This window comes from Oliverpabstia intestinalis (assembly GCF_009696065.1).
In the GTDB taxonomy this organism is placed as follows: domain Bacteria; phylum Bacillota; class Clostridia; order Lachnospirales; family Lachnospiraceae; genus Oliverpabstia; species Oliverpabstia intestinalis.
Window position 1 is genome coordinate 33,418 of record NZ_VUMS01000009.1, and the last position, 22,221, is coordinate 55,638.

Here is a 22,221-nt window from a genome sequence, read left to right on the forward strand (position 1 = left end):
AAATAATCAGAAAAGGGGAGGATATTTATGGAACAATTTCAGGTGAAGGGGCGGACTCTGGTCATACGGATGCCGAAAGAACTGGATCACCATACCACGGGGCAGATTCCGGGAATAGCAGATCGCATGATCGGCGAGAAGAATATTCAGCGGATTGAATTTGATTTTCGAGACACCGGATTCATGGACAGCTCAGGGATCGGAGTGATCATGGGACGGTATCAAAAGCTGCGGCTGCTTGGAGGCAGTGTGGCAGTGACCCACGTCAGCGATCGAATCTGGAGAATTTTGCATCTTGCAGGAGTGACAAAGGTGATTGAAGTAGAAAAAGAACGAAACTGGAAGGAAAGCAAATAAGGGGGAGAAACGATGGAACAGAAGAATGAAATGATGATTACGTTTGACAGCAGATCCAGTAATGAATCATTTGCAAGAGTGGCAGTAGCGGCGTTTACGACACAGTTAAATCCCACACTGGAAGAGGTAGCTGATATCAAGACCGCTGTATCTGAAGCAATTACAAATGCAATTATTCACGGATATGACAACCAGGTGAAAAAGATCCGGATCCGCTGTCGAGTCAGTGACCGGACCTTGTATGTAGAGGTGGAAGATGACGGAAAGGGAATTGCAGATGTGAAAAAGGCGATGGAACCCATGTATACAACAAGACCGGATCTGGATCGCTCCGGGATGGGTTTTGCTTTCATGGAAGCATTTATGGATCAGGTGGAAGTGGAATCGGAAGCAGGTGTGGGAACAATTGTCCGGATGAAAAAGACAATCGGACAGACACAGCAGCCATTTGCATAAAAGGAGGCCCTATGGAGCGTACCCTCAGATTGATACAGAGAGCACACGAAGGGGATAAGGAGGCGAGGGACATACTGGTGGAAGAGAATGTCGGGCTTGTCTGGAGTATTGTTCGCCGATTTCAAAACAGAGGTGTGGAATCGGAAGATCTGTTTCAGATCGGAACCATCGGGCTGATCAAAGCGGTGGATAAATTCGACTGCAGCTATGAGGTTTGCTTTTCCACCTATGCAGTTCCGATGATTGCCGGAGAGATCAAACGGTATCTGCGAGATGACGGGATACTGAAAGTAAGCCGTTCCCTGAAGGAAACAGCGGGGAAAGCCTACCGGATCCGGGAGCAGCAGGAAAAGCAGACGGGAAGAGAGCCGACTGTCCGGGAGATTGCCGGGATACTGGGAATCCCACCGGAGGAACTGATGGAGGCGATGGAGTCTTATGCGCAGGTGGAATCCCTGCAGCAGACAATTTACCAGGGAGAAGGCAATACCATCCTTCTGATAGACAAACTGGAAGAAAAAGTGAACCAGAGTGAACAGGTGCTGAACAGGTTGTTTTTGGAAGAAATCCTTGGAAAACTGGAAGGTGAAGAACGGGAATTGATCTATCAGCGGTATTTTCAGGAAAAAACACAGAGTGTGATTGCAAAAGAGATGGGAATTTCACAGGTACAGGTCTCGCGGATGGAAAAGAGAATTCTGAGAAAAATACAGGAGGAAGTATAGAGGATTCATTTTGACACATACTACTTACAAAAGAAAGGAAGTGGTAGGATGGCAGGAAAAAAATGGTGGATCTGGCTGTTTGCGATTCTCACAGCAGCCGGAGTACTGGTGGTGCTTCTGATGCAGCAGAATATGCCGGAGAAGCAAAAAGGAGGAACCCTGGTACAAAGACAGGAGGCAACGTGCTATGGGTGATGTACTGTATATACAGACAGACAAAAACCGGAAGATTACAGATCCACATGTCAGGCTTGGTGATATCTCAGATCTTACAAGCAATAATCCGGAAGTATTGCAAAGGTGCAAGGTGCTTCGGGTACTGACTCTGGAGTCGGGGAAATATGGCAGATATACGGTTTCGGTCATGAAACTGATAGAACTGATCCAGAAAAAAGAAAAACAGGTGGAAGTGGTTCATGTCGGTGAACCGCAGTTTATCCTGACGTACGAGGATCCGGCTGGAAAAAGTGAGAGGATGAGCTGGTTGAAAACTGCGTTTGTGTGTCTGGTCACATTTTTTGGCACGATGTTTTCTATTATGACTTTCAATACAGATGTAGATATTCCAAAATTGTTTGAGAGAATCAGCAGCCAGTTTACTTCAGATCCAAGAGGACTGGCGATTCTGGAAGTGACGTATTCTGTGGGGATCGGTATTGGTGTTGTATTTTTCTTTAATCATTTTGGAAAATGGAAGATCACCGAGGATCCGACACCGATGGAAGTGGAGATGCGTGCGTACGAGGAACAGGTAGATCAGACGATTCTGGAGATGGAGAGCAGAAAGGAGAACAATTCCGGATGAGAGAAATCTTTCTTGGCATGCTGGGACTTTGCATGGGAACAACGATTGCAAGTGGCGTGGTGGCATTTATTATAAGCCTTGGAATTGTTCCAAGGTTTGCCGGGATTACCGGAAGTGCCGCACAGGTGCGTCTGTATGAGGAATGCTCCATGCTGGGGGCGGTGCTTGGCAATGTGGTTTTTCTGTATCAGCGAGCATTGCCACTGGGTAATCCGGGACTTGCAGTTTACGGAAGCTTTTCCGGAATTTTTCTTGGAAGCTGGGTGGTGGCACTGGGTGAGGTGGTGAATATTTATGCGATTTTGATTCGAAGGATCGGTCTTGTGAAAGGAATTGGACTGGTAATCCTCAGCATGGCACTTGGAAAAGTGGTGGGTTCTCTTTGGTTTTTCTTTTTCTGACGGGAGATCAATAACCGAAAAAATGATAAATCCGGGGATAAAACCAGGAAGCCCGGAAGATACTGAGTGTGTAAGAAATGAAAAACAGAAAAAAGACAGGTAAAATTACCTGGATGTGAGGATGAAACGATGCAGAAAGACAGAGAAAAACAGCAGTTATATGAAGAATATGTCAAAAAGGTGACTCCAACGCACAGTTTGCCTGCCAATATGGTAAAAGCCTTTCTGGTGGGCGGTCTGATCTGTGTGTCAGGACAGGCAGTCACTGAATGGGCACTGGCAGCAGGTATGGATGAGAAAACAGCTGGAACCTGGTGTTCCATTGCCTTGATCTTTCTGAGTGCCCTGACTACGGGTATGAACCTTTATCCACGGCTGGCAAAATGGGGAGGAGCAGGCACCCTTGTGCCGATCACAGGATTTGCCAATTCTGTGGCGGCACCGGCAGTGGAATACCGGAAAGAAGGACAAGTATTTGGAATCGGAAGCAAGATATTTACCATAGCGGGACCGGTGATACTTTATGGGGTGCTGACCTCATGGGCGTTGGGTCTGATACAGTACGTGGCAGAAAGGTGGTAGCAGATGGAGATCGGGAAACAGAGTATTCGGTTGGAAAAGCCGGTCTATGTGGAAAGCTGGGCATCGGTTGTTGGAAAAAAAGAGGGGGAAGGTCCACTGGCTCCTTTTTTTGATGAGATTGAGACGGATGATCAGCTGGGGCAGGATAACTGGGAAGAAGCAGAGAGTATGCTGCAACAGAAGGCGGCGAGGCTGGCAATCAAAAAAGCAGGATGCTGCCCGGAAGATATACGAATCATCTTCGCGGGGGATCTGCTGGCACAGTCCATCGCTTCTTCCTTCGGGAGCGGCGAACTGGAGCGTCCAATGTATGGAGTATTCGGGGCGTGTTCCACGATGGGTGAAGCACTGAGCCTTGGGGCGATCACAGTTTCGGCAGGCCACGGAGAACGGGTTCTGGCAGTGACATCGAGTCATTTTGCAACGGCAGAGAAAGAATTTCGTTTTCCGCTGGGTTACGGAAACCAGAGGCCATTGTCCGCTTCCTGGACTGTTACGGGAAGTGGTGCCTGTGTGTTAAACAGGAAAAAGGGGAGGGTGAAGATCACGGGGCTTACCATCGGGAAAGTGGTAGACTATGGATTAAAAGATTCCCAGAATATGGGAGCATGTATGGCACCAGCAGCTTGCAGCACCATAGTACAGAACCTGAAAGACTTTGGAAGAAAACCCGGAGAGTATGATCAGATTATTACCGGAGATCTTGGTTATATCGGACAGCAGATATTACTGGACCTTTTGGAAAAAGAAGGGTATCAGGCAGGGAAAAATCACAAAGATTGTGGAATTTTGATGTACGATCAGAAAACACAGGATACCCATGCGGGAGGAAGCGGCTGTGGCTGCAGTGCTTCTGTACTTGCCGGTTATATCCTGCCAAAGATTGCCTGCGGTGACTGGAAACGGGTACTTTTTGTGCCAACAGGGGCGCTGATGTCAAAAGTGAGCTTTTATGAAGGAAACAGTGTGCCGGGAATCGCCCAGGGAGTAGTACTGGAATGGGAAGAAGGGGAGGTGGAACAGACATGCTGATGAATTATATCCATGCTTTCTGGGTAGGCGGACTGATCTGTGCACTGGTGCAGATCCTTCTGGATAAGACCAGGCTGATGCCGGGAAGAGTCATGGTTCTTCTGGTATGTACGGGAAGTGTGCTGAGTGCTCTGCATTTGTACGAACCGTTGGTGGATTATGCCGGTGCAGGTGCCAGTGTTCCGCTGATCGGATTCGGACATTTGTTATTTCAGGGTGTGAAAGAAGAGATGGAACAGGTGGGTGTTCTGGGAGTATTTACCGGAGGGTTAAAAGCCAGTGCCGGAGGTATCAGTGCTGCGCTGATTTTCGGATATCTTGCGAGCCTGTTTTTTCATCCGCAGATGAAAAAATAAAGAAGAAAGAGACCTTCAGCTCTTGCCACATACGGAAAAGATATAGTATAATAATATAGTTTATGTGTAAGTGCCAGCGGGATCGATACAAAGATCCCGCAACAGAAAATGAAAAGGTGATTAATTTGAGAGAAGAAGTAATCAAAAGACTGGAACAGACAGTGGGAAATGATCAGTTTCTGCGGAATGAACCAATGAAGAAACATATTACTTTCCGTGTAGGAGGACCGGCAGCATGTTTTCTGATGCCATCCACAAAAGAACAGATTGAAGAAATCGTACATATCTGTCAGGAAGAAAAGACGCCCTGCTTTATTCTTGGAAATGGCAGCAATCTGCTGGTAAGTGATCAGGGATATGACGGAGCTGTGTTGCAGATCTATAAAAATATGAATCAGGTTGCGGTGAATGGAGAACAGCTGCAGGTACAGGCAGGAGCGCTGTTATCCGCTATAGCCAGAAAGGCACTGGATGCAGGACTTACCGGCATGGAATTTGCAGCGGGAATTCCGGGAACTCTGGGAGGCGCTGTAGTTATGAATGCAGGCGCTTACGGCGGGGAGATGAAAGATATTCTGGAATCCGTCACTGTGCTCACACCAAAGGGAGAACAGAAGAAACTGTATAAAGAAGAACTGCAGCTGGGATATCGGACCAGTGTGGTAAAAGAAAAGGGTTATATTGTTCTGGAAGCGGTTCTGAATCTGAAAAAAGGAGATCCGGAAGCGATAAAAAGCCGTATGGATGAACTGAAAGAGCAGCGTGTGACAAAACAGCCATTAGAGTATCCAAGTGCAGGAAGTACCTTCAAAAGACCGGAAGGATATTTTGCCGGAAAACTGATTCAGGATGCCGGTCTTCGCGGTTATCAGGTTGGTGGTGCACAGGTATCGGAAAAACACTGTGGCTTTGTGATCAATAAAGAAAATGCGACAGCGACAGATGTGGTGAATCTGATTCACGATGTACAGCGGATCGTATATGAAAAATTTCAGGTGCAGCTGGATACAGAAGTGAAATTTCTTGGGGAATTTTAAAAGCGAAAGAGGAGCAACATGAGATTTGTAATTGTTACGGGAATGTCCGGTGCGGGAAAAAGTACTGCACTGAAAATACTGGAAGATGCAGGTTATTTTTGTGTGGATAACCTTCCGATTCCACTTCTGGAAAAATTCGCACAGTTTATTGTGGAAGGAAACTCGGGAAGTATCCAGAAGGTGGCTCTTGGAGTAGATGTGCGAAGCGGCGGCGGGATGGAAGGAGTGGAAAAAGCGCTGGAAGAGATCCGGCTGACCGGACTTGAATATGAGATACTGTTTCTGGATGCCGAAGATGAGGTACTGGTAAAACGCTATAAGGAAACCAGAAGAACACATCCGCTGGCCGGAAGCGGCAGAGTGGAGAACGGCATACGGGAAGAACGCAGAAGATTAAAATATCTGAAAGAGCATGCGGATTATATTCTCGACAGCAGCCAGCTTCTGACAAGAGAACTGAAGGCAGAACTGGATAAGATCTTCGTGAAAAATCTGGGTTTTAAAAATCTGATGATCACCGTTCTGTCTTTTGGATTTAAATACGGAATTCCATCGGATTCAGATCTGGTATTCGATGTGAGATTTTTGCCCAATCCATATTACATTGATGAACTCCGTCCGTTAAGTGGAAATGACAAACCGGTCAGTGATTATGTGATGAACTGTGAAGCATCCAGAATTTTTCTGGATAAACTGGCAGACATGGTTTCATTCCTGATTCCGAACTATATTCTGGAGGGAAAGAATCAACTGGTTGTCAGCATCGGATGTACCGGTGGAAAACATCGTTCGGTGACACTGGCAAATGCATTGTATCAGCGTCTGGAACAGTCAGAAGAATATGGAGTACGGATTGAACACAGAGACATTGGTAAGGATGCTATCCGAAAGAAAATGAATGAAGTGAGGTAAGAGTCCATGTCCTTTTCCGGTAAAGTGAAAGAGGAATTATCCCGGCAGATATCCACGGCACGTCATTGCCAGATTGCAGAGATCGCTGCGATCTTAAGTGTCTGTGGGCAGGTCAGTATCTCGGCTAACGATCACTTTTGCGTGACCGTACATACAGAAAATGTGTCTGTGGCAAGAAAGTACTTTACATTAGTAGAAAAAACATTTAATATAGAAGCTGTAATTCACGTTCGGAAGAATGCTTACCTGAAAAAGTCCAATGTATATAAGGTAGAAGTACCTTCCCATGAGGATACGGTTCGAATTCTTCAGGCTACCAAATTTATGTCGCCGGAACAGGAGATTGCAGATGATCTGTCTGTTATGAGCCGTCTGGTGATACAAAAAGAATGTTGTAAAAGAGCATTTTTGAGGGGAACGTTTTTAGCTGCAGGTTCTATCAGCGATCCGGAGAAAGGATATCATCTGGAAATTGTCTGCTCAACTATGGAACGGGCGGAACAGATACAGTCTATCATGAAAGAATTTGAGCTGGATGCGAGAATTGTTACAAGAAAGAAAAACCAGGTGGTTTATCTGAAAGAGGGATCCCAGATCGTAGATTTTCTGGGAGTGGTAGAAGCAGGAATCGCTCTGATGAATCTGGAGAATATTCGAATCAGGAAGGAAATCAGCAACAATATTAACCGTAAAGTGAACTGCGAGACTGCCAACATCGGGAAAACGGTTTCGGCAGCAGTAAAACAGATAGAAGATATCAGGTATATTGAAACACATGTGGGCTTCTCACAACTCACGGAGGAGTTGGAGGAGACCGCAGTTTGTCGGTTACGTTATCCGGAAGCAACTCTGAAAGAACTGGGGGAGATGATGAATCCTCCGGTGGGGAAATCAGGAGTGAATCACAGACTTCGTAAACTTGGAAGAATTGCCGATGAACTGCGGGGAAATAAGGAGGATTATAATGATTAAGAAACCAATTACAATTCAGATTTCCAATGGATTAGAAGCAAGACCGGTAGCGATGCTTGTACAGGTTGCCAGCCAGTATGAAAGCAGAATCCAGGTGGAAAGCGGAGATAAACATGTCAATGCAAAAAGTATCATGGGTATGATGACACTTGGGCTGAATGTAGGTGAAAGCGTTACAATTTGTGCAGAAGGTACAGATGAAGAAGCGGCTATCGAAGGAATTGAAAAATATCTGACAAGTAAGTAATAGATAGGTAATTTGCCAATTATATAGCGAACAAGTAACTGTTCAGTACCTTCACAGTTACGAGCAAAAATGCATTTAAAATCACCTTCGGTGATGGCATTTTGGCTTGTATGTCTCGGGATTTTGGCATATTCATGCCAAAACACCTCGCGGTACAGTGGCTACTGAATAGTTACGCGAACAATTACAAAAGACAGGGACGTCCGAAGAGAATGTCCCTGTCTTTTGTAATTTTAAAATAATTCTTTTACCCGGAAATGGTAACTGTAAAAGTCTTCGAATCCAAGAGAAAGATACAGCCGCTTGGCAGGAGTATTCCCCTCTACGACCTGCAGATAAGCCCCGGTCATTCCCAGCTCTTTTCCGCGATTTAACAAAGAAGTACAAATGGAACGGGCATATTGGCGTCCGCGGTAATGAGGATGCACATGGATCGCATAGATTCCCATGTAGGAACGATCCAAAATGCCGAGTCCGATAGCGACAATCTGTCCGTCGCTATTGGTAATGGAAGCGGCAAGAGTGTCTTTTGGAATTGCATGGTACATAGAAGGTACAATCTGACGATGTATGGCACTGGTTGTACTTTTTAAGGCAAACAACGACTGAATCCACCGGTCATTGATGGTACGTTCCAGCCGCACACTGACAGGTGGCATGGTGATCTGCCAGGGAGCCAGATCCAGGGTCATTACTTCCGTGACGTGTTGCACTGCATATCTGCGGTCGATCAGCCGCTTTTCAAAATCATCCGGAAGAAGAGGCGTGATCTTGAAGATGGAAGGCGTTCCCCAGCGATGGTAAGCGTCTTCGCAGAAATTAATTTTTTCTTCGATAGGGATCGAGGATGGTCCAATCTGTTCCACACAGTTGGTTCTGTGAGTATAAAAATAAGAAAAACGCAGAAGCCATCCGTCATAGAGCTGAATCTGATGAGAGGGCCACGCGTTCAAAGAAAGATCTTCGATCATTTTGATGGTGGGTTTCATAGTAAATACCTCCGTATACTTTCATTATAATAAAGAAGAAAAATACAGGCAACAAAAAATAAGAAAAAACTTACAATTTTTAAAACAGGTTGCAGAAGCTGTTAAAAGGGGATATAATAAGGGGCATGATATGAATACTGCCCTAAAAGGCAGTATTATCAGTAAGAGAGTATCTGGAAATGTGGAAAGCGGAGTTTACAGATAGGAAAACAGATGAGGAGAGTAGATCATGTCGAAGGTTTTAAAAACGATTGTTAATGTGATCCTGTTTTGCGCCATTGTGGTTGCGGCGGGTCTTTTGATTCCACCATTTGCAGGGATTACTACGGTGATGGTGGATGATGTCGATATGCAGACAAATCTGCCACAGGGATCCGTAGCCTATGCAGTGGAGAAGGATCGCAGTGAACTGAAACAGGGAGATAAAGTTCTGATCAGTCAGGAAGGCAGACAATATGTATATGTGGTAGACAGTATCGATGGCAGCGGTGTGGTACTGGACGATCAGTTGAGCACAGATGGTGGGACTACACAGCAGGAGCTGGGAAGCACGGTTCAGAAAGTTATGCTTGTTGTACCGGTGATTGGTTATGTATCCATGGCACTTCGAAGTACAGAAGGGCTGATCATTGTGGGACTTGCTGTTGTATTTGTTATTATCCTGTTTATTCTTGCGGAGGTCTGGAAAAAAGATGATGACGAAGAAGAGGACGAGGAGAATGAGGATGCGCAGGAAGATGAGTCTGAGGAAGGACAGGAAGAAGAACCTGCAGTAATGTCCAGACGGCAAAAGAAAAAAGCAAGAAAAGCAGATAAGAAAAAGCAGAAACAGGAAGAAAAAGCTGCAGTAGCCGAAGCGAAAGCAAGAGCGAAACGTGAACGACAGGAAGCCAAACTTGCCAAGAAGAACCAAAAGGCTCATATGATGGATGAGTCAGAGCAGGAACCGGAAGCGATACCGGCAGAGCCGATGGAAGAGACACAGGCAGCCGGCAGCACACAGGAAATCGTTCTTCCACAGGAACTGATGCAGGAAGAACAGACCGCAGGAAACACACAGGAAATCGTATTACCAACGGAAGAAACTCAGGAAAAACAGGAATCGACAGACGAAACGGAAGATCCGGATAAAACACTTTTGGAAGAAACAGCAAGTCTGTTCGCTGCTGATATCGCCAGCATGATGGGTGAGAATCAGACGAAAGAGACAGAGGAACCGGAAGAGACAGATCCATTGGATTCGACAGAGCAGACACAGCCGGTAGTTCTTGAGACGGTATCAGAAGAAAAACAGGAGACAGGAGATAAGAAACTTGCGATGCCGGTGTACACAAAAGAAGAACTTCTTCAGAAGGCCAAAGCGGATGGGGATGAGCCGGAAGTAATCGAAGATGAAGTCAGCGGAGTTACCCTGGTAGATTATTCAGACGTCCTGTAAAAATAAGAAAATAAAAATTTTTGAAAAAAATTTGAAAAACCCCTTGCATTTGCGAGGGGTTTCGTTTATAATAACCCGTGTTGTGACATTGATAGCGATGAAGCGCGAGGTTGCTGCATTAATTGCAGGTTTTCCGTGGAGCGAATGTCAAGTTAAGAAACTGGCGACAAGTCACTGTATACATGTTAAATACGTCCACCAGAAGTGTGGAAAACCGCGTGAAAGTCCGGAGGACACACACGGGAAAGTGTACAGTCACCGCTTGTCGTACTCGTAAAGTGCGAAAAGGAGGCGACTTTTTTTATGGCAAGTCAAGTAATGAGAATTATTCTGAAAGCTTATGATCATCAGCTGGTTGATGCATCTGCAAGCAAAATCATCGAAACTGTAAAAAAGAACGGATCAGTAGTGAGTGGACCGGTACCACTTCCCACTAAGAAAGAGGTAGTAACAATCTTACGTGCGGTACACAAATACAAAGATTCCAGAGAACAGTTTGAGCAGAGAACTCATAAAAGACTGATCGATATCATCGGACCGACACAGAAAACTGTGGATGCTCTGGCAAGACTGGAGATGCCGGCTGGTGTTAGCATCGATATCAAGATGAAAAACAAATAATTTCATCGAAAAGAATTATCCGGAAAAGTTAGATATAGAAGCAACACATTCTTAGGAATCAACATCCCTTATGGGTCATAGTGTTCCACTTATATCGGCTGTTTCTAGGATGAACACCCGGGTTGGTGTTCCGCTGTAGTTTAAACAGGAGGTAAAAAGAATGAAGAAAGCAATCTTAGCTACAAAAGTTGGAATGACTCAGATTTTCAACGAAGATGGAGTTTTAACTCCGGTGACTGTATTGCAGGCAGGACCTTGCGTAGTAACTCAGGTTAAAACTGTTGAGAATGATGGTTACAGTGCAGTACAGGTTGGTTTTGTTGACAAGAGAGAAAAACTGGTGAACAAACCAATGAAAGGACAGTTTGACAAAGCAGGCGTTTCTTACAAGAGATTCGTTCGCGAATTCCGTTTAGAAGATGCTGAAAGCTATGAAGTGGCTCAGGAAATCAAAGCTGACATCTTTGCAGCAGGAGAAAAAGTAGATGCTACTGCAATCTCCAAAGGTAAAGGATTCCAGGGCGCAATCAAGAGACACGGTCAGTCCAGAGGACCTATGGCTCATGGTTCCAAATACCATCGTCATGCAGGTTCCAACGGTGCTTGTTCCGATCCGAGCCGTGTATTCAAAGGTAAAAAGATGGCTGGACACATGGGTAACAAAAAAGTTACAGTACAGAATCTGGAAATTGTCAGAGTAGATGCTGAAAACAATCTGCTTCTGGTAAAAGGTGCTGTACCTGGTCCTAAAAAATCTTTAGTAACAATCAAAGCAACCGTTAAAAGCGCAAAATAATTTAACGGATGATCGGTGGATCCGATGCCGCGAGGCATGATTCTTGAAAAGGAGGAACACACAGATGTCAAACGTATCTGTTTATAATATGGAAGGCAATGAAGTTGGCACACTGGAACTGAACGACGCTGTGTTCGGTGTAGAAGTAAATGAACATCTTGTTCATATGGCAGTTGTGCGCCAGCTGGCAAATAAACGTCAGGGAACTCAGAAAGCAAAAACCCGCTCTGAAGTAAGCGGAGGCGGAAGAAAACCTTGGAGACAGAAAGGAACTGGTCATGCAAGACAGGGTTCAACAAGAGCTCCACAGTGGACAGGCGGCGGAGTTGTATTCGCACCGGTACCAAGAGATTACTCTTTCAAAATGAACAAGAAAGAAAGAAGAATTGCTCTGAAATCTGCTCTGACAACAAGAGTACAGGAAAACAAACTGGTAGTCCTGGACGAACTGAAATTAGACGCTATTAAAACAAAAGATATGCAGAATGTACTGAACAACCTGAAAGTTGAAAAAGCAATGGTTGTTACCGATAACGAAAACGTAATCGTATCTGCAAGAAACATTCCGAATGTGATCACAGCATCTGTTGGAACACTGAATGTATTCGATATCCTGAAATACAACACGGTTGTTCTGGACAAAGCAGCTGTTGCAAAAGTTGAGGAGGTATATGCATAATGGCTAACATTCAATATTATGATGTAATCCTTAAACCGGTTGTAACTGAAAAAAGTATGAACGCTATGAGCGAGAAAAAATATACTTTCCTGGTTCATCCGGAAGCAAACAAATCTATGATCAAAGAAGCTGTTGAAAAAATGTTCGAAGGAACAGAAGTAAAAACTGTAAACACAATGAACCTTGACGGTAAGAAAAAACGTCGTGGTTACACAGTTGGAAGAACAGCTAAGACAAAAAAAGCAATCGTTACTCTGACAGAGAACAGCAAAGACATCGAAATCTTCGAAGGCCTGTAAGATTGCAAAGCGGACAAAGTCAATAAGACTTGAGCGAACATCCGATCGCTCTTACTATCGCTGAATGAAAGGAGATAATTACAATGGGAATCAGAAAATACAGCCCATATACACCGTCCAGAAGAAATATGACCAGCCTGGATTTTGCTGAAATCACAAAATCCACACCAGAGAAATCTCTGGTAGTATCTCTGAAAAAGAATTCCGGACGTAACAATCAGGGTAAAATTACAGTTAGACATCGCGGAGGCGGAAGCAGAAGAAAATACAGAATCATCGACTTCAAGAGAAGAAAAGATGATATCCCTGCAACTGTAGTTGCTATCGAATACGATCCGAACAGAACAGCAAATATCGCACTGATCTGCTACGCAGACGGTGAGAAAGCATACATCCTGGCACCAGAAGGACTGAAAGTCGGCGCTAAAGTTATGAACGGAGCTAACGCAGAAGTTAGACCTGGTAACTGCATGCCACTGTCAGAAATTCCGGTTGGTACTATGGTACACAATGTAGAACTTCATCCTGGAAAGGGCGGACAGCTGGTTCGTTCTGCTGGTAATGGAGCTCAGCTGATGGCAAAAGAAGGAAAATACGCAACCTTAAGACTGCCTTCAGGCGAAATGAGAATGGTTCCGATCAACTGCCGTGCATCTATCGGTGTTGTAGGAAACGGAGAGCACAACCTGGTAAATATCGGTAAAGCCGGAAGAAAACGTCACATGGGTATCCGCCCGACTGTACGTGGTTCCGTTATGAACCCGAATGACCATCCGCATGGTGGTGGTGAAGGAAAGACCGGTATCGGCCGTCCTGGTCCATGTACTCCATGGGGTAAACCTGCTCTGGGCCTGAAGACCAGAAAGAAAAACAAACAGTCCAATAAGTATATCGTAAGAAGAAGAGACGGTAAAACATTAGTGAAATAAGGAGGTTACGTAAATGGCTCGTTCATTGAAAAAAGGACCTTTTGCAGATCAGAGCTTACTTAAAAAAGTTGATGCTATGAATGCAGCAGGAGATAAATCAGTTATTAAAACCTGGTCACGTCGTTCCACAATCTTCCCATCTTTCGTAGGACACACAATCGCTGTCCATGATGGAAGAAAACATGTGCCGGTATATGTTACAGAAGATATGGTTGGACATAAACTGGGTGAGTTCGTTGCTACAAGAACTTATAGAGGACATGGAAAAGACGAGAAAAAATCAGGTGTTCGTAAATAAAGCGGTATAGCCCAATCTTGAAAGGAGGATTTTAGTCATGGCAAAAGGACATAGAAGCCAGATTAAAAGAGCAAGAAATGCTAATAAAGATACCAGACCATCTGCTAAGTTATCCTATGCAAGAATGTCCGTACAGAAAGCTTGTTATGTACTGGATGTAATTCGTGGAAAAGATGTGCAGACAGCACTGGGAATTCTGACATACAACCCACGTTACGCTTCAAGCGTAATCAAAAAATTACTGGAGTCTGCAATCGCAAATGCTGAGAACAACAACGGCATGAGCCTTGAAAATCTGTACGTTGCAGAGTGCTACGCAAACAAAGCACCTACAATGAAGAGAATCAGACCGAGAGCACAGGGTAGAGCATACAGAATTGAGAAAAGAACAAGTCATATCTCTATCGTGTTAGATGAAAGATAATAAGGAGGGTAATCATGGGACAGAAAGTTAACCCACACGGCCTTAGAGTCGGTGTTATCAAAGACTGGGATTCCAAATGGTATGCAGAAAAAGACTTTGCTGATAACCTGGTGGAAGACTATAACATCAGAACATTTCTGAAAAAGAAACTGTACAGCGCAGGTGTTGCTAAGATCGAAATCGAAAGAGCTTCCGAGCGTGTAAAAGTTATTATTTATACAGCTAAACCGGGTGTTGTAATCGGTAAAGGTGGTTCTGAAATCGAGAAAGTAAAAAAAGAACTGCAGAAATATACAACAAAGAAACTGATTGTTGATATTAAAGAAGTTAAGAGACCAGACAAAGATGCTCAGCTGGTAGCAGAAAACATCGCACTGCAGCTGGAAAACCGTATTTCCTTCCGTCGTGCTATGAAATCTACAATGCAGAGAACAATGAAAGCCGGAGCAAAAGGAATCAAAACATCCGTATCCGGACGTCTTGGTGGAGCAGATATGGCTCGTACAGAGTTCTACAGCGAAGGAACTATTCCGCTTCAGACACTGAGAGCAGATATTGACTATGGCTTCGCAGAAGCTGATACAACTTACGGAAAAGTTGGTGTAAAAGCTTGGGTTTATAATGGCGAAGTTCTTCCAACCAAAGGAACTAAGGAAGGGAGCGATAAATAATTATGTTAATGCCTAAGAGAGTTAAACGTCGTAAACAATTCCGCGGATCCATGAGAGGAAAAGCATTAAGAGGAAATAAAATTAACTACGGTGAGTTCGGTCTTGTAGCAATGGATCCTTGCTGGATCAAATCCAACCAGATCGAGGCAGCCCGTGTTGCCATGACTCGTTATATCAAACGTGGTGGTAAAGTTTGGATCAAAATTTTCCCGGACAAACCAGTAACAGCAAAACCAGCAGAAACACGTATGGGTTCCGGTAAAGGTGCTCTGGAATACTGGGTAGCAGTTGTTAAGCCAGGTCGTGTAATGTTCGAGATCGCAGGTGTACCTGAAGAAACAGCTCGTGAAGCATTACGTCTTGCAATGCATAAGTTACCATGTAAATGTAAAATCGTTTCTCGTGCAGACTTAGAAGGCGGTGATAACAGTGAAAATTAAAAATTATGTAGAAGATTTAAAAGCGAAATCAGCTACAGAATTACAGGAAGAATTAGTAGCTGCTAAGAAGGAACTCTTTAACCTGAGATTCCAGAATGCAACCAATCAGCTGGACAATACAAGCAGAATCAAAGAGGTTCGTAGAAATATTGCCAGAATTCAGACCGTAATCGCTGAAAAGGCGAACGTACAGTAATCTAAGAAGGAGGCACTAAATCGTGGAAAGAAATCTTAGAAAAACACGTATTGGTAAAGTAGTCAGCAACAAGATGGATAAAACAATCGTAGTTGCTATCGAAGACCATGTTAAACATCCTCTTTACAAAAAAATCGTAAAGAGAACATATAAACTGAAAGCACATGATGAGCAGAATCAGTGCAGCATCGGTGATACCGTTAAAGTTATGGAAACCAGACCGCTGTCCAAAGACAAAAGATGGAGACTGGTTGAAATCGTTGAGAAAGTAAAATAATCGTTATCAGTTAATTCGTATAGGAGGAATACCAGCATGATTCAGCAGGAAAGTAGACTTAGAGTTGCTGATAACACAGGTGCAAAAGAGATTCTGTGTATCCGTGTTATGGGCGGTTCTACTAGAAGATATGCCAATATCGGTGATGTTATCGTTGCTTCCGTCAAAGATGCAACACCAGGCGGCGTTGTTAAAAAAGGCGATGTAGTTAAGGCCGTTGTTGTACGTACTGTAAAAGGTGTTCGTCGTAAAGATGGTTCTTATATCAAATTTGATGAGAATGCAGCTGTCATCATCAAAGATGACAAAACACCAAGGGGAACTCGTATCTTTGGACCAGTAGCAAGAGAGCTTCGTGAGAAACAGTTTATGAAAATTGTATCCCTGGCTCCAGAAGTATTATAAGGAGGTAACCTGATGGCAAGTTTAAAAATTAAAAAAGGTGACACCGTTAAGGTAATCGCCGGTAAAGATAAAGATAAAGAAGGAAAAGTTCTGTCTGTAAAAGACGGTAAAGTCATCGTTGAAGGTATCAACATGATCACAAAACATGCAAAACCTTCTATGGCTAACCAGCAGGGCGGAATCATCAACAAAGAAGCTCCGATCGATGCATCTAACGTAATGCTGATCCACAACGGAAAAGCTGTTCGTGTAGGCTTCAAAGTTGAAGATGGAAAAAAAGTTCGTGTTGCAAAAGGCAGCAACGAAGTAATCGACTAATTGAGAGAGGAGGCAATTGAAAGTGAGCAGACTGAAAGATACTTACAAAAATGAGATCGTAGATGCTATGACCAAGAAATTTGGTTATAAAAATATCATGGAAGTGCCAAAACTCGATAAGATCGTAATCAACATGGGTGTTGGCGAAGCCAAAGAAAATGCTAAAATTCTGGAAGCAGCTGTAAAAGATCTGGAAACAATTTCCGGACAGAAAGCAGTTCTGACAAGAGCAAAAAATTCCGTAGCTAACTTCAAAATCCGTGAAGGTATGCCAATCGGTTGTAAAGTTACCCTGAGAGGGGAAAAAATGTATGAGTTCGCTGATCGTCTGATCAACCTGGCTCTGCCTCGTGTACGTGACTTCCGTGGAGTTAATCCAAACGCATTTGACGGAAGAGGAAACTATGCACTGGGTATTAAAGAACAGCTGATTTTCCCGGAAATCGAGTATGATAAAGTTGATAAAGTAAGAGGTATGGACATCATCTTTGTTACAACAGCTAAGACTGATGAAGAAGCTCGTGAATTATTGACATTATTCAACATGCCGTTTTCAAAGTAAGAATAGGAGGGAAAATTCATGGCTAAGACAGCAATGAAAATCAAACAGCAGCGTAAACAGAAATTCTCCACAAGAGAATACAATCGTTGCAGAATCTGTGGTCGTCCACATGCTTACTTAAGAAAATACGGAATCTGCAGAATTTGCTTCCGTGAATTAGCATACAAAGGACAGATCCCGGGTGTTAAGAAAGCAAGCTGGTAAGAGTTGAAAGCGGATCGAAAGATCCGATGAAAGCCCACATCACTTGGCAAGGCCGAAAGGCTGCGCTAAAGTGAGAGGGTATTACACATACAAACAAGAACATGAAAAGTCTAAATAATTAGGAGGAAACTATCATGACAATGAGCGATCCGATTGCAGATATGCTTACAAGAATCCGTAACGCTAACACAGCAAAACATGCTACTGTAGACGTTCCGGCATCCAAAATCAAAGTTGCTATCGCAGACATTCTGGTTAAAGAAGGTTACGTGGCAAAATATGAAATCGTAGAAGATGGAAACTTCAAAAACATCCGTATTACTCTGAAATACGGTGCTGACAAAAACGAAAAGATCATCACTGGTCTGAAGAGAATTTCCAAACCAGGTCTTCGTATTTACGCTGGTAAAGACGAACTGCCAAGAGTACTGGGCGGACTGGGAATCGCAATTCTGTCTACAAACCAGGGTGTTATTACTGATAAAGAAGCCAGAAAGCTGCAGGTTGGCGGTGAAGTTCTGGCATTCGTTTGGTAAGATCGATCACTTCGCGCAAGCAAAGGATATAGAAACTGAAAACAGAGGGGACTGAGCGTCCTCTCCGAAAATCTAAGTTAATAGGAGGAAAATGGTATGTCACGTATTGGAAGACTGCCTGTAGTTGTTCCGGCTGGTGTAACAGTTGAAGTTAAAGAGAACAATTGCGTTGTTGTAAAAGGTTCTAAAGGAACTCTGGAAAGAAATCTGCCTGTAGAAATGGACATCAAAGTAGAAGATGGACATGTGGTAGTAACAAGACCAAACGACTTAAAGAAAATGAAAGCTCTGCACGGTCTGACCAGAACTCTGATCCACAACATGGTTGTTGGTGTCAGCGAAGGATATGAAAAAGTTCTGGAAGTAAACGGTGTAGGTTACAGAGCTCAGAAACAGGGTAAGAAATTAGTTCTTTCCTTAGGATATTCTCACCCAGTTGAAATGGAAGATCCGGAAGGATTGGAAACAACTGTAGATGGCAACAAGATTACTGTAAAAGGTATCAGCAAAGAAAAAGTTGGCCAGTACGCAGCTGAAATCAGAGAAAAGAGAAGACCGGAACCTTACAAAGGTAAAGGTATCAAATATGCTGATGAAGTTATCAGACGTAAAGTTGGTAAAACTGGTAAGAAATAAATAAGGAGAGTGCAAAAATGATTAATAAAGTATCAAGAGCGAGTGTTCGTACTAAAAAGCATAGAAGAATGCGTCATCATATCGTTGGTACAGCTCAGAGACCTCGTCTGGCTGTATTCAGAAGTAATAACCATATGTATGCACAGATCATTGATGATACCGTTGGAAAAACATTAGTATCCGCTTCTACTCTTCAGAAAGACGTAAAAGCAGAACTGGAACAGACCAACACAGTAGCAGCAGCAGCTTACCTGGGAACTGTTATCGGTAAGAAAGCAGTTGAGGCAGGAATCGAAGAAGTTGTATTTGACAGAGGCGGTTTCGTATACCATGGTAAAGTAAAAGCATTAGCAGATGCAGCTAGAGAAGCTGGCCTGAAATTCTAGGAAAGAGAGGAGCGAAATACATGAGACATACAATCATTGATGCTAGTCAGTTAGAATTAGAAGAAAAAGTAGTCTCAATCAAACGTGTAACAAAAGTTGTTAAAGGTGGACGTACCATGCGTTTTACAGCTTTAGTAGTTGTTGGAGACGGCAACGGACATGTTGGTGCAGGACTTGGAAAAGCAGCTGAAATTCCGGAAGCTATCCGCAAAGGAAAAGAAGATGCTATCAAAAAATTAGTAACCGTAGCAAGAGATGAAAACAACAGTATCACACATGATTATGTTGGTAAATTCGGCAGCGCTGAACTTCTGATGAAGAGAGCCCCGGAAGGTACTGGTGTAATCGCTGGTGGTCCGGCTCGTGCGGTTATCGAGTTAGCAGGTATCAAAAACATCCGTACAAAATGTATGGGTTCCAGAAATAAACAGAACGTTGTACTTGCTACCATCGCAGGTTTAAGTCAGTTAAAGACTCCGGAAGAAGTAGCTAGACTTCGCGGTAAATCCGTAGAAGAGATCTTTGCTTAAGGAGGACTGGAAAATGTTAAAAATTACTTTAGTAAAATCTACAATCGGTGCAGTTCCAAAACACAAAAAAACAATTGAAGCTCTGGGACTGTCCAAAATGCACAAAACTGTTGAACTGCCGGATAATGCAGCAACAAGAGGTATGATCAAACAGGTTCAGCATTTAGTAAAAGTTGAAGAAGCGTAATTAGAATAGAAGGAGGTGCCACAATGGATTTATCTAATTTAAGACCTGCAGAAGGTTCCAGACAGAGTGATGACTTCCGTAGAGGCCGTGGACACGGTTCAGGAAATGGTAAAACAGCTGGTAAAGGACATAAAGGACAGAAAGCTCGTTCCGGAGCTCCAAGACCAGGTTTCGAAGGTGGTCAGATGCCTTTATACAGAAGACTTCCTAAGAGAGGTTTCAAGAACAGAAATACCAAAGAAATCGTTGGTATCAATGTAGAAGCTCTGAACAGATTTGAAGATGGAGCAGAAGTTACTATCGCAGCTCTGGTTGAGAGTGGTCTGGTTTCCAATCCGAAGGATGGTGTTAAGATTCTTGGTAACGGAGAACTGACAAAGAAACTGACTGTAAAAGTTACTGCAGTAAGCGAAGGCGCAAAAGCAAAAATTGAAGCAGCAGGTGGAACAGTAGCATAAGAGGTGAGCTTATATGTTAAAGACTCTTCAGAATGCATTTAAAGTGAAAGATGTCAGACATAGAATCTTTTATGTGTTAATGATGCTGGTAGTCATCCGAATTGGCTCCCAGCTCCCTGTTCCGGGAGTCGATGGAAGTTATTTCAAAACCTGGTTTGAAAGTCAGACGGGCGATGCATTTAACTTCCTCGACGCATTTACAGGCGGTTCATTTTCACAGATGTCTATCTTTGCACTTAGCATTACACCTTACATCACATCATCCATTATTATCCAGCTTCTTACAATCGCGATTCCAAAACTGGAAGAAATGCAGAGAGACGGAGAAGATGGCAGAAAGAAACTTGGTGCAATTACCCGTTATGTAACCATCGGATTATCCCTGTTTGAATCTATTGCCATGGCAATCGGATTCGGTAATAAAGGATTGATTCCGGACAATAGTTTTGTTAAAATGGTTGTAGTAGTTGTTGCATTAACAGCAGGTTCGGCGTTCTTAATGTGGGTTGGTGAACAGATCAATGAAAAAGGTGTTGGAAATGGTATTTCCATCGTACTTTTGATCAATATCGTATCTCGTATCCCGAGTGATATGACGACACTGTACGAAAGCTTCATGAAAGGAAAAATTATTGCAAAAGCACTCCTCTCCGGCGTTATTATAGCGGCGATTATTGTTGGGGTTGTAATTCTGGTAATTATCCTGAACGGAGCTGAGAGAAGAATTCCTGTTCAGTATTCCAAAAAGATGCAGGGCAGAAAAATGATGGGCGGACAGTCCAGCCATATTCCTTTAAAAGTAAATACGGCCGGCGTAATCCCGGTAATCTTTGCATCCTCTATTATGTCTTTCCCAAGTGTGATTGCTTCTTTCCTGGGCAAAACCGGTGGAACAGGTATTGGTGGCAAGATTCTGGCAGGTATGAACAGTAATAACTGGTTTGACCTGGAACATCCATGGTATTCGATTGGCCTGGTGGCTTATATCGTTATGGTAATCTTTTTCGCTTACTTCTATACATCAATTACTTTCAATCCATTGGAAGTAGCTGATAACATGAAAAAGCAGGGTGGTTTTATCCCGGGTATCCGTCCAGGAAAACCAACCGTAGATTATCTGACAAAGATGTTGAATTATATCATCTTTATTGGTGCAGCTGGGCTTACCATTGTAGCGGTTATCCCGTTCTTCTTTAATGGTGTATTCGGTGCGAATGTGTCATTCGGCGGAACTTCTATCATTATTATTGTAGGAGTTATCCTTGAGACACTGAAGCAGATTGAATCCATGATGCTGGTAAGAAACTACAAAGGTTTTTTAGATAACTAAAAGGTTGTGGCGTTTTACGCCACAGCCTTAAAGTGCTATTAAAGTAATTATTTAATTACGAAAAAAAGAAGGAGAGGGTACAAAGATGAAAGTAATTATGTTGGGTGCACCTGGTGCCGGTAAAGGCACACAGGCAAAAAAAATTGCGGAAAAATATGAGATTCCGCACATCTCCACAGGAGATATTTTCCGGGCGAATATCAAAAACGGTACAGAACTTGGAAATAAAGCAAAAAGTTATATGGATCAGGGACATCTGGTTCCTGATGAGCTGACCTGTGATCTGGTCGTTGATCGAATCAATCAGGCAGACTGTAAAAACGGCTATGTATTGGATGGTTTTCCAAGAACCATTCCGCAGGCGGAGGCTTTAAAAGCTGCGCTGGAGAAAATGGGTGAAACTATTGATTATGCAATCAACGTTGAAGTTCCGGATGAGAACATCGTAAACCGAATGGGTGGACGCCGTGCCTGCCCTGGATGCGGATGCACTTACCACATCAAACACAATCCTCCGAAAGTGGAAGATATCTGTGATGTATGTGGTGCTAAACTGGTGCTGCGTGACGATGACAAACCCGAGACTGTTACGAAACGTCTGAGTGTATATCATGAACAAACCAAGCCTTTGATCGACTTCTACAAAAAAGAAGGCGTATTAAGAGAAGTCGACGGAACACAGGATCTGAATGATGTGTTCCAGGCTATCACTGAAATCTTAGGAGCGTAA

General features: G+C 43.5%; 38 protein-coding genes. 37 read left to right on the plus strand and 1 reads right to left on the minus strand.

Going from position 1 to position 22,221, the window contains the following annotated elements:
* The first annotated feature begins 27 nt into the window (after nt 1-27).
* From FYJ57_RS06020 to FYJ57_RS06080, 13 genes are all read left to right on the plus strand, one after another.
* Nucleotides 28-357, plus strand: a complete 330-nt coding sequence (locus tag FYJ57_RS06020; RefSeq protein ID WP_022172052.1) for an STAS domain-containing protein — start codon at nt 28-30, stop codon at nt 355-357.
* 12 nt (nt 358-369) lie between these two features.
* Complete coding sequence (spoIIAB, locus tag FYJ57_RS06025; RefSeq protein ID WP_022172053.1) at nt 370-813, plus strand: anti-sigma F factor; 444 nt, start codon at nt 370-372, stop codon at nt 811-813.
* Between the two features lie 11 nt (nt 814-824).
* Nucleotides 825-1,538, plus strand: a complete 714-nt coding sequence (locus FYJ57_RS06030; protein WP_106491823.1) for a SigF/SigG family RNA polymerase sporulation sigma factor — start codon at nt 825-827, stop codon at nt 1,536-1,538.
* Nucleotides 1,539-1,586: 48 nt separating this feature from the next.
* The gene (locus FYJ57_RS06035; protein WP_154432033.1) at nt 1,587-1,733 is read left to right on the plus strand and encodes a hypothetical protein; all 147 of its coding nucleotides are present in this window, start codon (nt 1,587-1,589) and stop codon (nt 1,731-1,733) included.
* On the plus strand, nt 1,726-2,343 hold the full coding sequence (locus FYJ57_RS06040; RefSeq protein WP_154432035.1) for a stage V sporulation protein AA: 618 nt from the start codon (nt 1,726-1,728) through the stop codon (nt 2,341-2,343). The genes FYJ57_RS06035 and FYJ57_RS06040 overlap by 8 nt, the downstream gene beginning before the upstream one ends.
* Nucleotides 2,340-2,744, plus strand: a complete 405-nt coding sequence (locus FYJ57_RS06045) for a stage V sporulation protein AB (RefSeq protein ID WP_022172057.1) — start codon at nt 2,340-2,342, stop codon at nt 2,742-2,744. The genes FYJ57_RS06040 and FYJ57_RS06045 overlap by 4 nt, the downstream gene beginning before the upstream one ends.
* A 129-nt stretch (nt 2,745-2,873) precedes the next feature.
* Nucleotides 2,874-3,326, plus strand: coding sequence for a SpoVA/SpoVAEb family sporulation membrane protein (locus FYJ57_RS06050; RefSeq protein WP_154432037.1), 453 nt, complete (start codon nt 2,874-2,876; stop codon nt 3,324-3,326).
* A 3-nt stretch (nt 3,327-3,329) separates the two neighbouring features.
* On the plus strand, nt 3,330-4,358 hold the full coding sequence (locus tag FYJ57_RS06055) for a stage V sporulation protein AD (protein ID WP_154432039.1): 1,029 nt from the start codon (nt 3,330-3,332) through the stop codon (nt 4,356-4,358).
* The gene (gene spoVAE, locus FYJ57_RS06060) at nt 4,358-4,714 is read left to right on the plus strand and encodes a stage V sporulation protein AE (RefSeq protein WP_106491961.1); all 357 of its coding nucleotides are present in this window, start codon (nt 4,358-4,360) and stop codon (nt 4,712-4,714) included. The genes FYJ57_RS06055 and spoVAE overlap by 1 nt, the downstream gene beginning before the upstream one ends.
* A 125-nt stretch (nt 4,715-4,839) precedes the next feature.
* On the plus strand, nt 4,840-5,751 hold the full coding sequence (gene murB / locus FYJ57_RS06065) for a UDP-N-acetylmuramate dehydrogenase (protein WP_235904453.1): 912 nt from the start codon (nt 4,840-4,842) through the stop codon (nt 5,749-5,751).
* A gap of 18 nt (nt 5,752-5,769) precedes the next feature.
* Nucleotides 5,770-6,663: an RNase adapter RapZ gene (gene rapZ, locus FYJ57_RS06070; RefSeq protein WP_106491828.1), complete on the plus strand. Its 894-nt coding sequence runs from the start codon at nt 5,770-5,772 to the stop codon at nt 6,661-6,663.
* Between the two features lie 6 nt (nt 6,664-6,669).
* Nucleotides 6,670-7,635 (plus strand): DNA-binding protein WhiA, encoded by a 966-nt coding sequence (gene whiA / locus FYJ57_RS06075; RefSeq protein WP_154432042.1) that lies wholly within the window; start codon nt 6,670-6,672, stop codon nt 7,633-7,635.
* Complete coding sequence (locus FYJ57_RS06080; RefSeq protein WP_022172064.1) at nt 7,628-7,882, plus strand: HPr family phosphocarrier protein; 255 nt, start codon at nt 7,628-7,630, stop codon at nt 7,880-7,882. The genes whiA and FYJ57_RS06080 overlap by 8 nt, the downstream gene beginning before the upstream one ends.
* 233 nt (nt 7,883-8,115) lie before the next feature.
* Here FYJ57_RS06080 and FYJ57_RS06085 read toward each other — a convergent pair whose 3' ends face one another.
* Nucleotides 8,116-8,871: a GNAT family N-acetyltransferase gene (locus FYJ57_RS06085; RefSeq protein WP_154432043.1), complete on the minus strand. Its 756-nt coding sequence runs from the start codon at nt 8,869-8,871 to the stop codon at nt 8,116-8,118.
* A gap of 229 nt (nt 8,872-9,100) precedes the next feature.
* On the opposite strand from FYJ57_RS06085, the gene FYJ57_RS06090 reads away from it, so the two are divergent.
* From FYJ57_RS06090 to FYJ57_RS06205, 24 genes are all read left to right on the plus strand, one after another.
* Nucleotides 9,101-10,309 carry a hypothetical protein gene (locus FYJ57_RS06090; RefSeq protein WP_154432045.1) on the plus strand — a complete coding sequence of 403 codons (1,209 nt, stop codon included), beginning with the start codon at nt 9,101-9,103 and terminating at the stop codon, nt 10,307-10,309.
* A gap of 303 nt (nt 10,310-10,612) precedes the next feature.
* The gene (gene rpsJ / locus FYJ57_RS06095; protein ID WP_022172067.1) at nt 10,613-10,930 is read left to right on the plus strand and encodes a 30S ribosomal protein S10; all 318 of its coding nucleotides are present in this window, start codon (nt 10,613-10,615) and stop codon (nt 10,928-10,930) included.
* A gap of 160 nt (nt 10,931-11,090) precedes the next feature.
* Nucleotides 11,091-11,726 carry a 50S ribosomal protein L3 gene (rplC, locus tag FYJ57_RS06100; RefSeq protein ID WP_022172068.1) on the plus strand — a complete coding sequence of 212 codons (636 nt, stop codon included), beginning with the start codon at nt 11,091-11,093 and terminating at the stop codon, nt 11,724-11,726.
* A gap of 64 nt (nt 11,727-11,790) precedes the next feature.
* The gene (rplD, locus tag FYJ57_RS06105) at nt 11,791-12,405 is read left to right on the plus strand and encodes a 50S ribosomal protein L4 (protein WP_022172069.1); all 615 of its coding nucleotides are present in this window, start codon (nt 11,791-11,793) and stop codon (nt 12,403-12,405) included.
* Entirely contained in the window at nt 12,405-12,704 is a 300-nt protein-coding gene (gene rplW, locus FYJ57_RS06110; RefSeq protein WP_022172070.1) for a 50S ribosomal protein L23, read from the plus strand. The genes rplD and rplW overlap by 1 nt, the downstream gene beginning before the upstream one ends.
* 83 nt (nt 12,705-12,787) lie before the next feature.
* Entirely contained in the window at nt 12,788-13,633 is an 846-nt protein-coding gene (rplB, locus tag FYJ57_RS06115; protein ID WP_154432047.1) for a 50S ribosomal protein L2, read from the plus strand.
* Nucleotides 13,634-13,646: 13 nt separating this feature from the next.
* On the plus strand, nt 13,647-13,931 hold the full coding sequence (rpsS, locus tag FYJ57_RS06120; RefSeq protein ID WP_022010392.1) for a 30S ribosomal protein S19: 285 nt from the start codon (nt 13,647-13,649) through the stop codon (nt 13,929-13,931).
* 37 nt (nt 13,932-13,968) lie between these two features.
* Nucleotides 13,969-14,355, plus strand: a complete 387-nt coding sequence (gene rplV / locus FYJ57_RS06125) for a 50S ribosomal protein L22 (protein ID WP_022172072.1) — start codon at nt 13,969-13,971, stop codon at nt 14,353-14,355.
* A 14-nt stretch (nt 14,356-14,369) separates the two neighbouring features.
* Nucleotides 14,370-15,026, plus strand: a complete 657-nt coding sequence (gene rpsC, locus FYJ57_RS06130) for a 30S ribosomal protein S3 (RefSeq protein WP_022172073.1) — start codon at nt 14,370-14,372, stop codon at nt 15,024-15,026.
* Between the two features lie 2 nt (nt 15,027-15,028).
* Nucleotides 15,029-15,466: a 50S ribosomal protein L16 gene (gene rplP, locus FYJ57_RS06135; RefSeq protein ID WP_022172074.1), complete on the plus strand. Its 438-nt coding sequence runs from the start codon at nt 15,029-15,031 to the stop codon at nt 15,464-15,466.
* The gene (gene rpmC, locus FYJ57_RS06140; RefSeq protein WP_022172075.1) at nt 15,456-15,662 is read left to right on the plus strand and encodes a 50S ribosomal protein L29; all 207 of its coding nucleotides are present in this window, start codon (nt 15,456-15,458) and stop codon (nt 15,660-15,662) included. The genes rplP and rpmC overlap by 11 nt, the downstream gene beginning before the upstream one ends.
* A gap of 22 nt (nt 15,663-15,684) precedes the next feature.
* Nucleotides 15,685-15,939 (plus strand): 30S ribosomal protein S17, encoded by a 255-nt coding sequence (rpsQ, locus tag FYJ57_RS06145; protein ID WP_022172076.1) that lies wholly within the window; start codon nt 15,685-15,687, stop codon nt 15,937-15,939.
* Nucleotides 15,940-15,975: 36 nt separating this feature from the next.
* Nucleotides 15,976-16,344 carry a 50S ribosomal protein L14 gene (rplN, locus tag FYJ57_RS06150; RefSeq protein ID WP_022008346.1) on the plus strand — a complete coding sequence of 123 codons (369 nt, stop codon included), beginning with the start codon at nt 15,976-15,978 and terminating at the stop codon, nt 16,342-16,344.
* A gap of 12 nt (nt 16,345-16,356) precedes the next feature.
* Nucleotides 16,357-16,662, plus strand: a complete 306-nt coding sequence (gene rplX, locus FYJ57_RS06155; protein ID WP_022172077.1) for a 50S ribosomal protein L24 — start codon at nt 16,357-16,359, stop codon at nt 16,660-16,662.
* A 22-nt stretch (nt 16,663-16,684) separates the two neighbouring features.
* A complete protein-coding gene (gene rplE, locus FYJ57_RS06160) occupies nt 16,685-17,224 on the plus strand; it encodes a 50S ribosomal protein L5 (RefSeq protein ID WP_022172078.1) in 540 nt (179 codons plus the stop codon).
* Between the two features lie 18 nt (nt 17,225-17,242).
* A complete protein-coding gene (locus tag FYJ57_RS06165) occupies nt 17,243-17,428 on the plus strand; it encodes a type Z 30S ribosomal protein S14 (RefSeq protein WP_022008349.1) in 186 nt (61 codons plus the stop codon).
* 134 nt (nt 17,429-17,562) lie between these two features.
* Nucleotides 17,563-17,964: a 30S ribosomal protein S8 gene (gene rpsH / locus FYJ57_RS06170; protein WP_022172079.1), complete on the plus strand. Its 402-nt coding sequence runs from the start codon at nt 17,563-17,565 to the stop codon at nt 17,962-17,964.
* 96 nt (nt 17,965-18,060) lie between these two features.
* On the plus strand, nt 18,061-18,600 hold the full coding sequence (gene rplF / locus FYJ57_RS06175; RefSeq protein ID WP_154432050.1) for a 50S ribosomal protein L6: 540 nt from the start codon (nt 18,061-18,063) through the stop codon (nt 18,598-18,600).
* A gap of 17 nt (nt 18,601-18,617) precedes the next feature.
* A complete protein-coding gene (rplR, locus tag FYJ57_RS06180) occupies nt 18,618-18,986 on the plus strand; it encodes a 50S ribosomal protein L18 (protein ID WP_022172081.1) in 369 nt (122 codons plus the stop codon).
* 20 nt (nt 18,987-19,006) lie between these two features.
* The gene (gene rpsE, locus FYJ57_RS06185) at nt 19,007-19,516 is read left to right on the plus strand and encodes a 30S ribosomal protein S5 (RefSeq protein WP_022172082.1); all 510 of its coding nucleotides are present in this window, start codon (nt 19,007-19,009) and stop codon (nt 19,514-19,516) included.
* A 13-nt stretch (nt 19,517-19,529) separates the two neighbouring features.
* The gene (gene rpmD, locus FYJ57_RS06190; RefSeq protein ID WP_022172083.1) at nt 19,530-19,703 is read left to right on the plus strand and encodes a 50S ribosomal protein L30; all 174 of its coding nucleotides are present in this window, start codon (nt 19,530-19,532) and stop codon (nt 19,701-19,703) included.
* 23 nt (nt 19,704-19,726) lie between these two features.
* Nucleotides 19,727-20,161: a 50S ribosomal protein L15 gene (gene rplO, locus FYJ57_RS06195; protein ID WP_022172084.1), complete on the plus strand. Its 435-nt coding sequence runs from the start codon at nt 19,727-19,729 to the stop codon at nt 20,159-20,161.
* Between the two features lie 13 nt (nt 20,162-20,174).
* Entirely contained in the window at nt 20,175-21,491 is a 1,317-nt protein-coding gene (secY, locus tag FYJ57_RS06200) for a preprotein translocase subunit SecY (RefSeq protein ID WP_106491833.1), read from the plus strand.
* 85 nt (nt 21,492-21,576) lie between these two features.
* The gene (locus FYJ57_RS06205; protein ID WP_117523995.1) at nt 21,577-22,221 is read left to right on the plus strand and encodes an adenylate kinase; all 645 of its coding nucleotides are present in this window, start codon (nt 21,577-21,579) and stop codon (nt 22,219-22,221) included.

Coding starts and splice junctions, on each gene's coding strand:
- rplW (WP_022172070.1), top strand. CDS start 12,405: ATGGCTAACATTCAATATTATGATGTAATCCTTAAACCGGTTGTAACT.
- FYJ57_RS06085 (WP_154432043.1), bottom strand. CDS start 8,871: ATGAAACCCACCATCAAAATGATCGAAGATCTTTCTTTGAACGCGTGG.
- secY (WP_106491833.1), top strand. CDS start 20,175: ATGTTAAAGACTCTTCAGAATGCATTTAAAGTGAAAGATGTCAGACAT.
- rplO (WP_022172084.1), top strand. CDS start 19,727: ATGGATTTATCTAATTTAAGACCTGCAGAAGGTTCCAGACAGAGTGAT.
- spoVAE (WP_106491961.1), top strand. CDS start 4,358: ATGAATTATATCCATGCTTTCTGGGTAGGCGGACTGATCTGTGCACTG.
- rpsJ (WP_022172067.1), top strand. CDS start 10,613: ATGGCAAGTCAAGTAATGAGAATTATTCTGAAAGCTTATGATCATCAG.
- FYJ57_RS06055 (WP_154432039.1), top strand. CDS start 3,330: ATGGAGATCGGGAAACAGAGTATTCGGTTGGAAAAGCCGGTCTATGTG.
- FYJ57_RS06050 (WP_154432037.1), top strand. CDS start 2,874: ATGCAGAAAGACAGAGAAAAACAGCAGTTATATGAAGAATATGTCAAA.
- rpsH (WP_022172079.1), top strand. CDS start 17,563: ATGACAATGAGCGATCCGATTGCAGATATGCTTACAAGAATCCGTAAC.
- FYJ57_RS06165 (WP_022008349.1), top strand. CDS start 17,243: ATGGCTAAGACAGCAATGAAAATCAAACAGCAGCGTAAACAGAAATTC.
- rplV (WP_022172072.1), top strand. CDS start 13,969: ATGGCAAAAGGACATAGAAGCCAGATTAAAAGAGCAAGAAATGCTAAT.
- rapZ (WP_106491828.1), top strand. CDS start 5,770: ATGAGATTTGTAATTGTTACGGGAATGTCCGGTGCGGGAAAAAGTACT.
- FYJ57_RS06035 (WP_154432033.1), top strand. CDS start 1,587: ATGGCAGGAAAAAAATGGTGGATCTGGCTGTTTGCGATTCTCACAGCA.
- FYJ57_RS06090 (WP_154432045.1), top strand. CDS start 9,101: ATGTCGAAGGTTTTAAAAACGATTGTTAATGTGATCCTGTTTTGCGCC.
- rplC (WP_022172068.1), top strand. CDS start 11,091: ATGAAGAAAGCAATCTTAGCTACAAAAGTTGGAATGACTCAGATTTTC.
- rplD (WP_022172069.1), top strand. CDS start 11,791: ATGTCAAACGTATCTGTTTATAATATGGAAGGCAATGAAGTTGGCACA.
- FYJ57_RS06205 (WP_117523995.1), top strand. CDS start 21,577: ATGAAAGTAATTATGTTGGGTGCACCTGGTGCCGGTAAAGGCACACAG.
- rpsC (WP_022172073.1), top strand. CDS start 14,370: ATGGGACAGAAAGTTAACCCACACGGCCTTAGAGTCGGTGTTATCAAA.
- spoIIAB (WP_022172053.1), top strand. CDS start 370: ATGGAACAGAAGAATGAAATGATGATTACGTTTGACAGCAGATCCAGT.
- whiA (WP_154432042.1), top strand. CDS start 6,670: ATGTCCTTTTCCGGTAAAGTGAAAGAGGAATTATCCCGGCAGATATCC.
- rplF (WP_154432050.1), top strand. CDS start 18,061: ATGTCACGTATTGGAAGACTGCCTGTAGTTGTTCCGGCTGGTGTAACA.
- rplR (WP_022172081.1), top strand. CDS start 18,618: ATGATTAATAAAGTATCAAGAGCGAGTGTTCGTACTAAAAAGCATAGA.
- rpsE (WP_022172082.1), top strand. CDS start 19,007: ATGAGACATACAATCATTGATGCTAGTCAGTTAGAATTAGAAGAAAAA.
- FYJ57_RS06030 (WP_106491823.1), top strand. CDS start 825: ATGGAGCGTACCCTCAGATTGATACAGAGAGCACACGAAGGGGATAAG.
- FYJ57_RS06080 (WP_022172064.1), top strand. CDS start 7,628: ATGATTAAGAAACCAATTACAATTCAGATTTCCAATGGATTAGAAGCA.
- FYJ57_RS06040 (WP_154432035.1), top strand. CDS start 1,726: ATGGGTGATGTACTGTATATACAGACAGACAAAAACCGGAAGATTACA.
- rplP (WP_022172074.1), top strand. CDS start 15,029: ATGTTAATGCCTAAGAGAGTTAAACGTCGTAAACAATTCCGCGGATCC.
- rplN (WP_022008346.1), top strand. CDS start 15,976: ATGATTCAGCAGGAAAGTAGACTTAGAGTTGCTGATAACACAGGTGCA.
- rpmD (WP_022172083.1), top strand. CDS start 19,530: ATGTTAAAAATTACTTTAGTAAAATCTACAATCGGTGCAGTTCCAAAA.
- FYJ57_RS06020 (WP_022172052.1), top strand. CDS start 28: ATGGAACAATTTCAGGTGAAGGGGCGGACTCTGGTCATACGGATGCCG.
- rplX (WP_022172077.1), top strand. CDS start 16,357: ATGGCAAGTTTAAAAATTAAAAAAGGTGACACCGTTAAGGTAATCGCC.
- rpsS (WP_022010392.1), top strand. CDS start 13,647: ATGGCTCGTTCATTGAAAAAAGGACCTTTTGCAGATCAGAGCTTACTT.
- rplB (WP_154432047.1), top strand. CDS start 12,788: ATGGGAATCAGAAAATACAGCCCATATACACCGTCCAGAAGAAATATG.
- FYJ57_RS06045 (WP_022172057.1), top strand. CDS start 2,340: ATGAGAGAAATCTTTCTTGGCATGCTGGGACTTTGCATGGGAACAACG.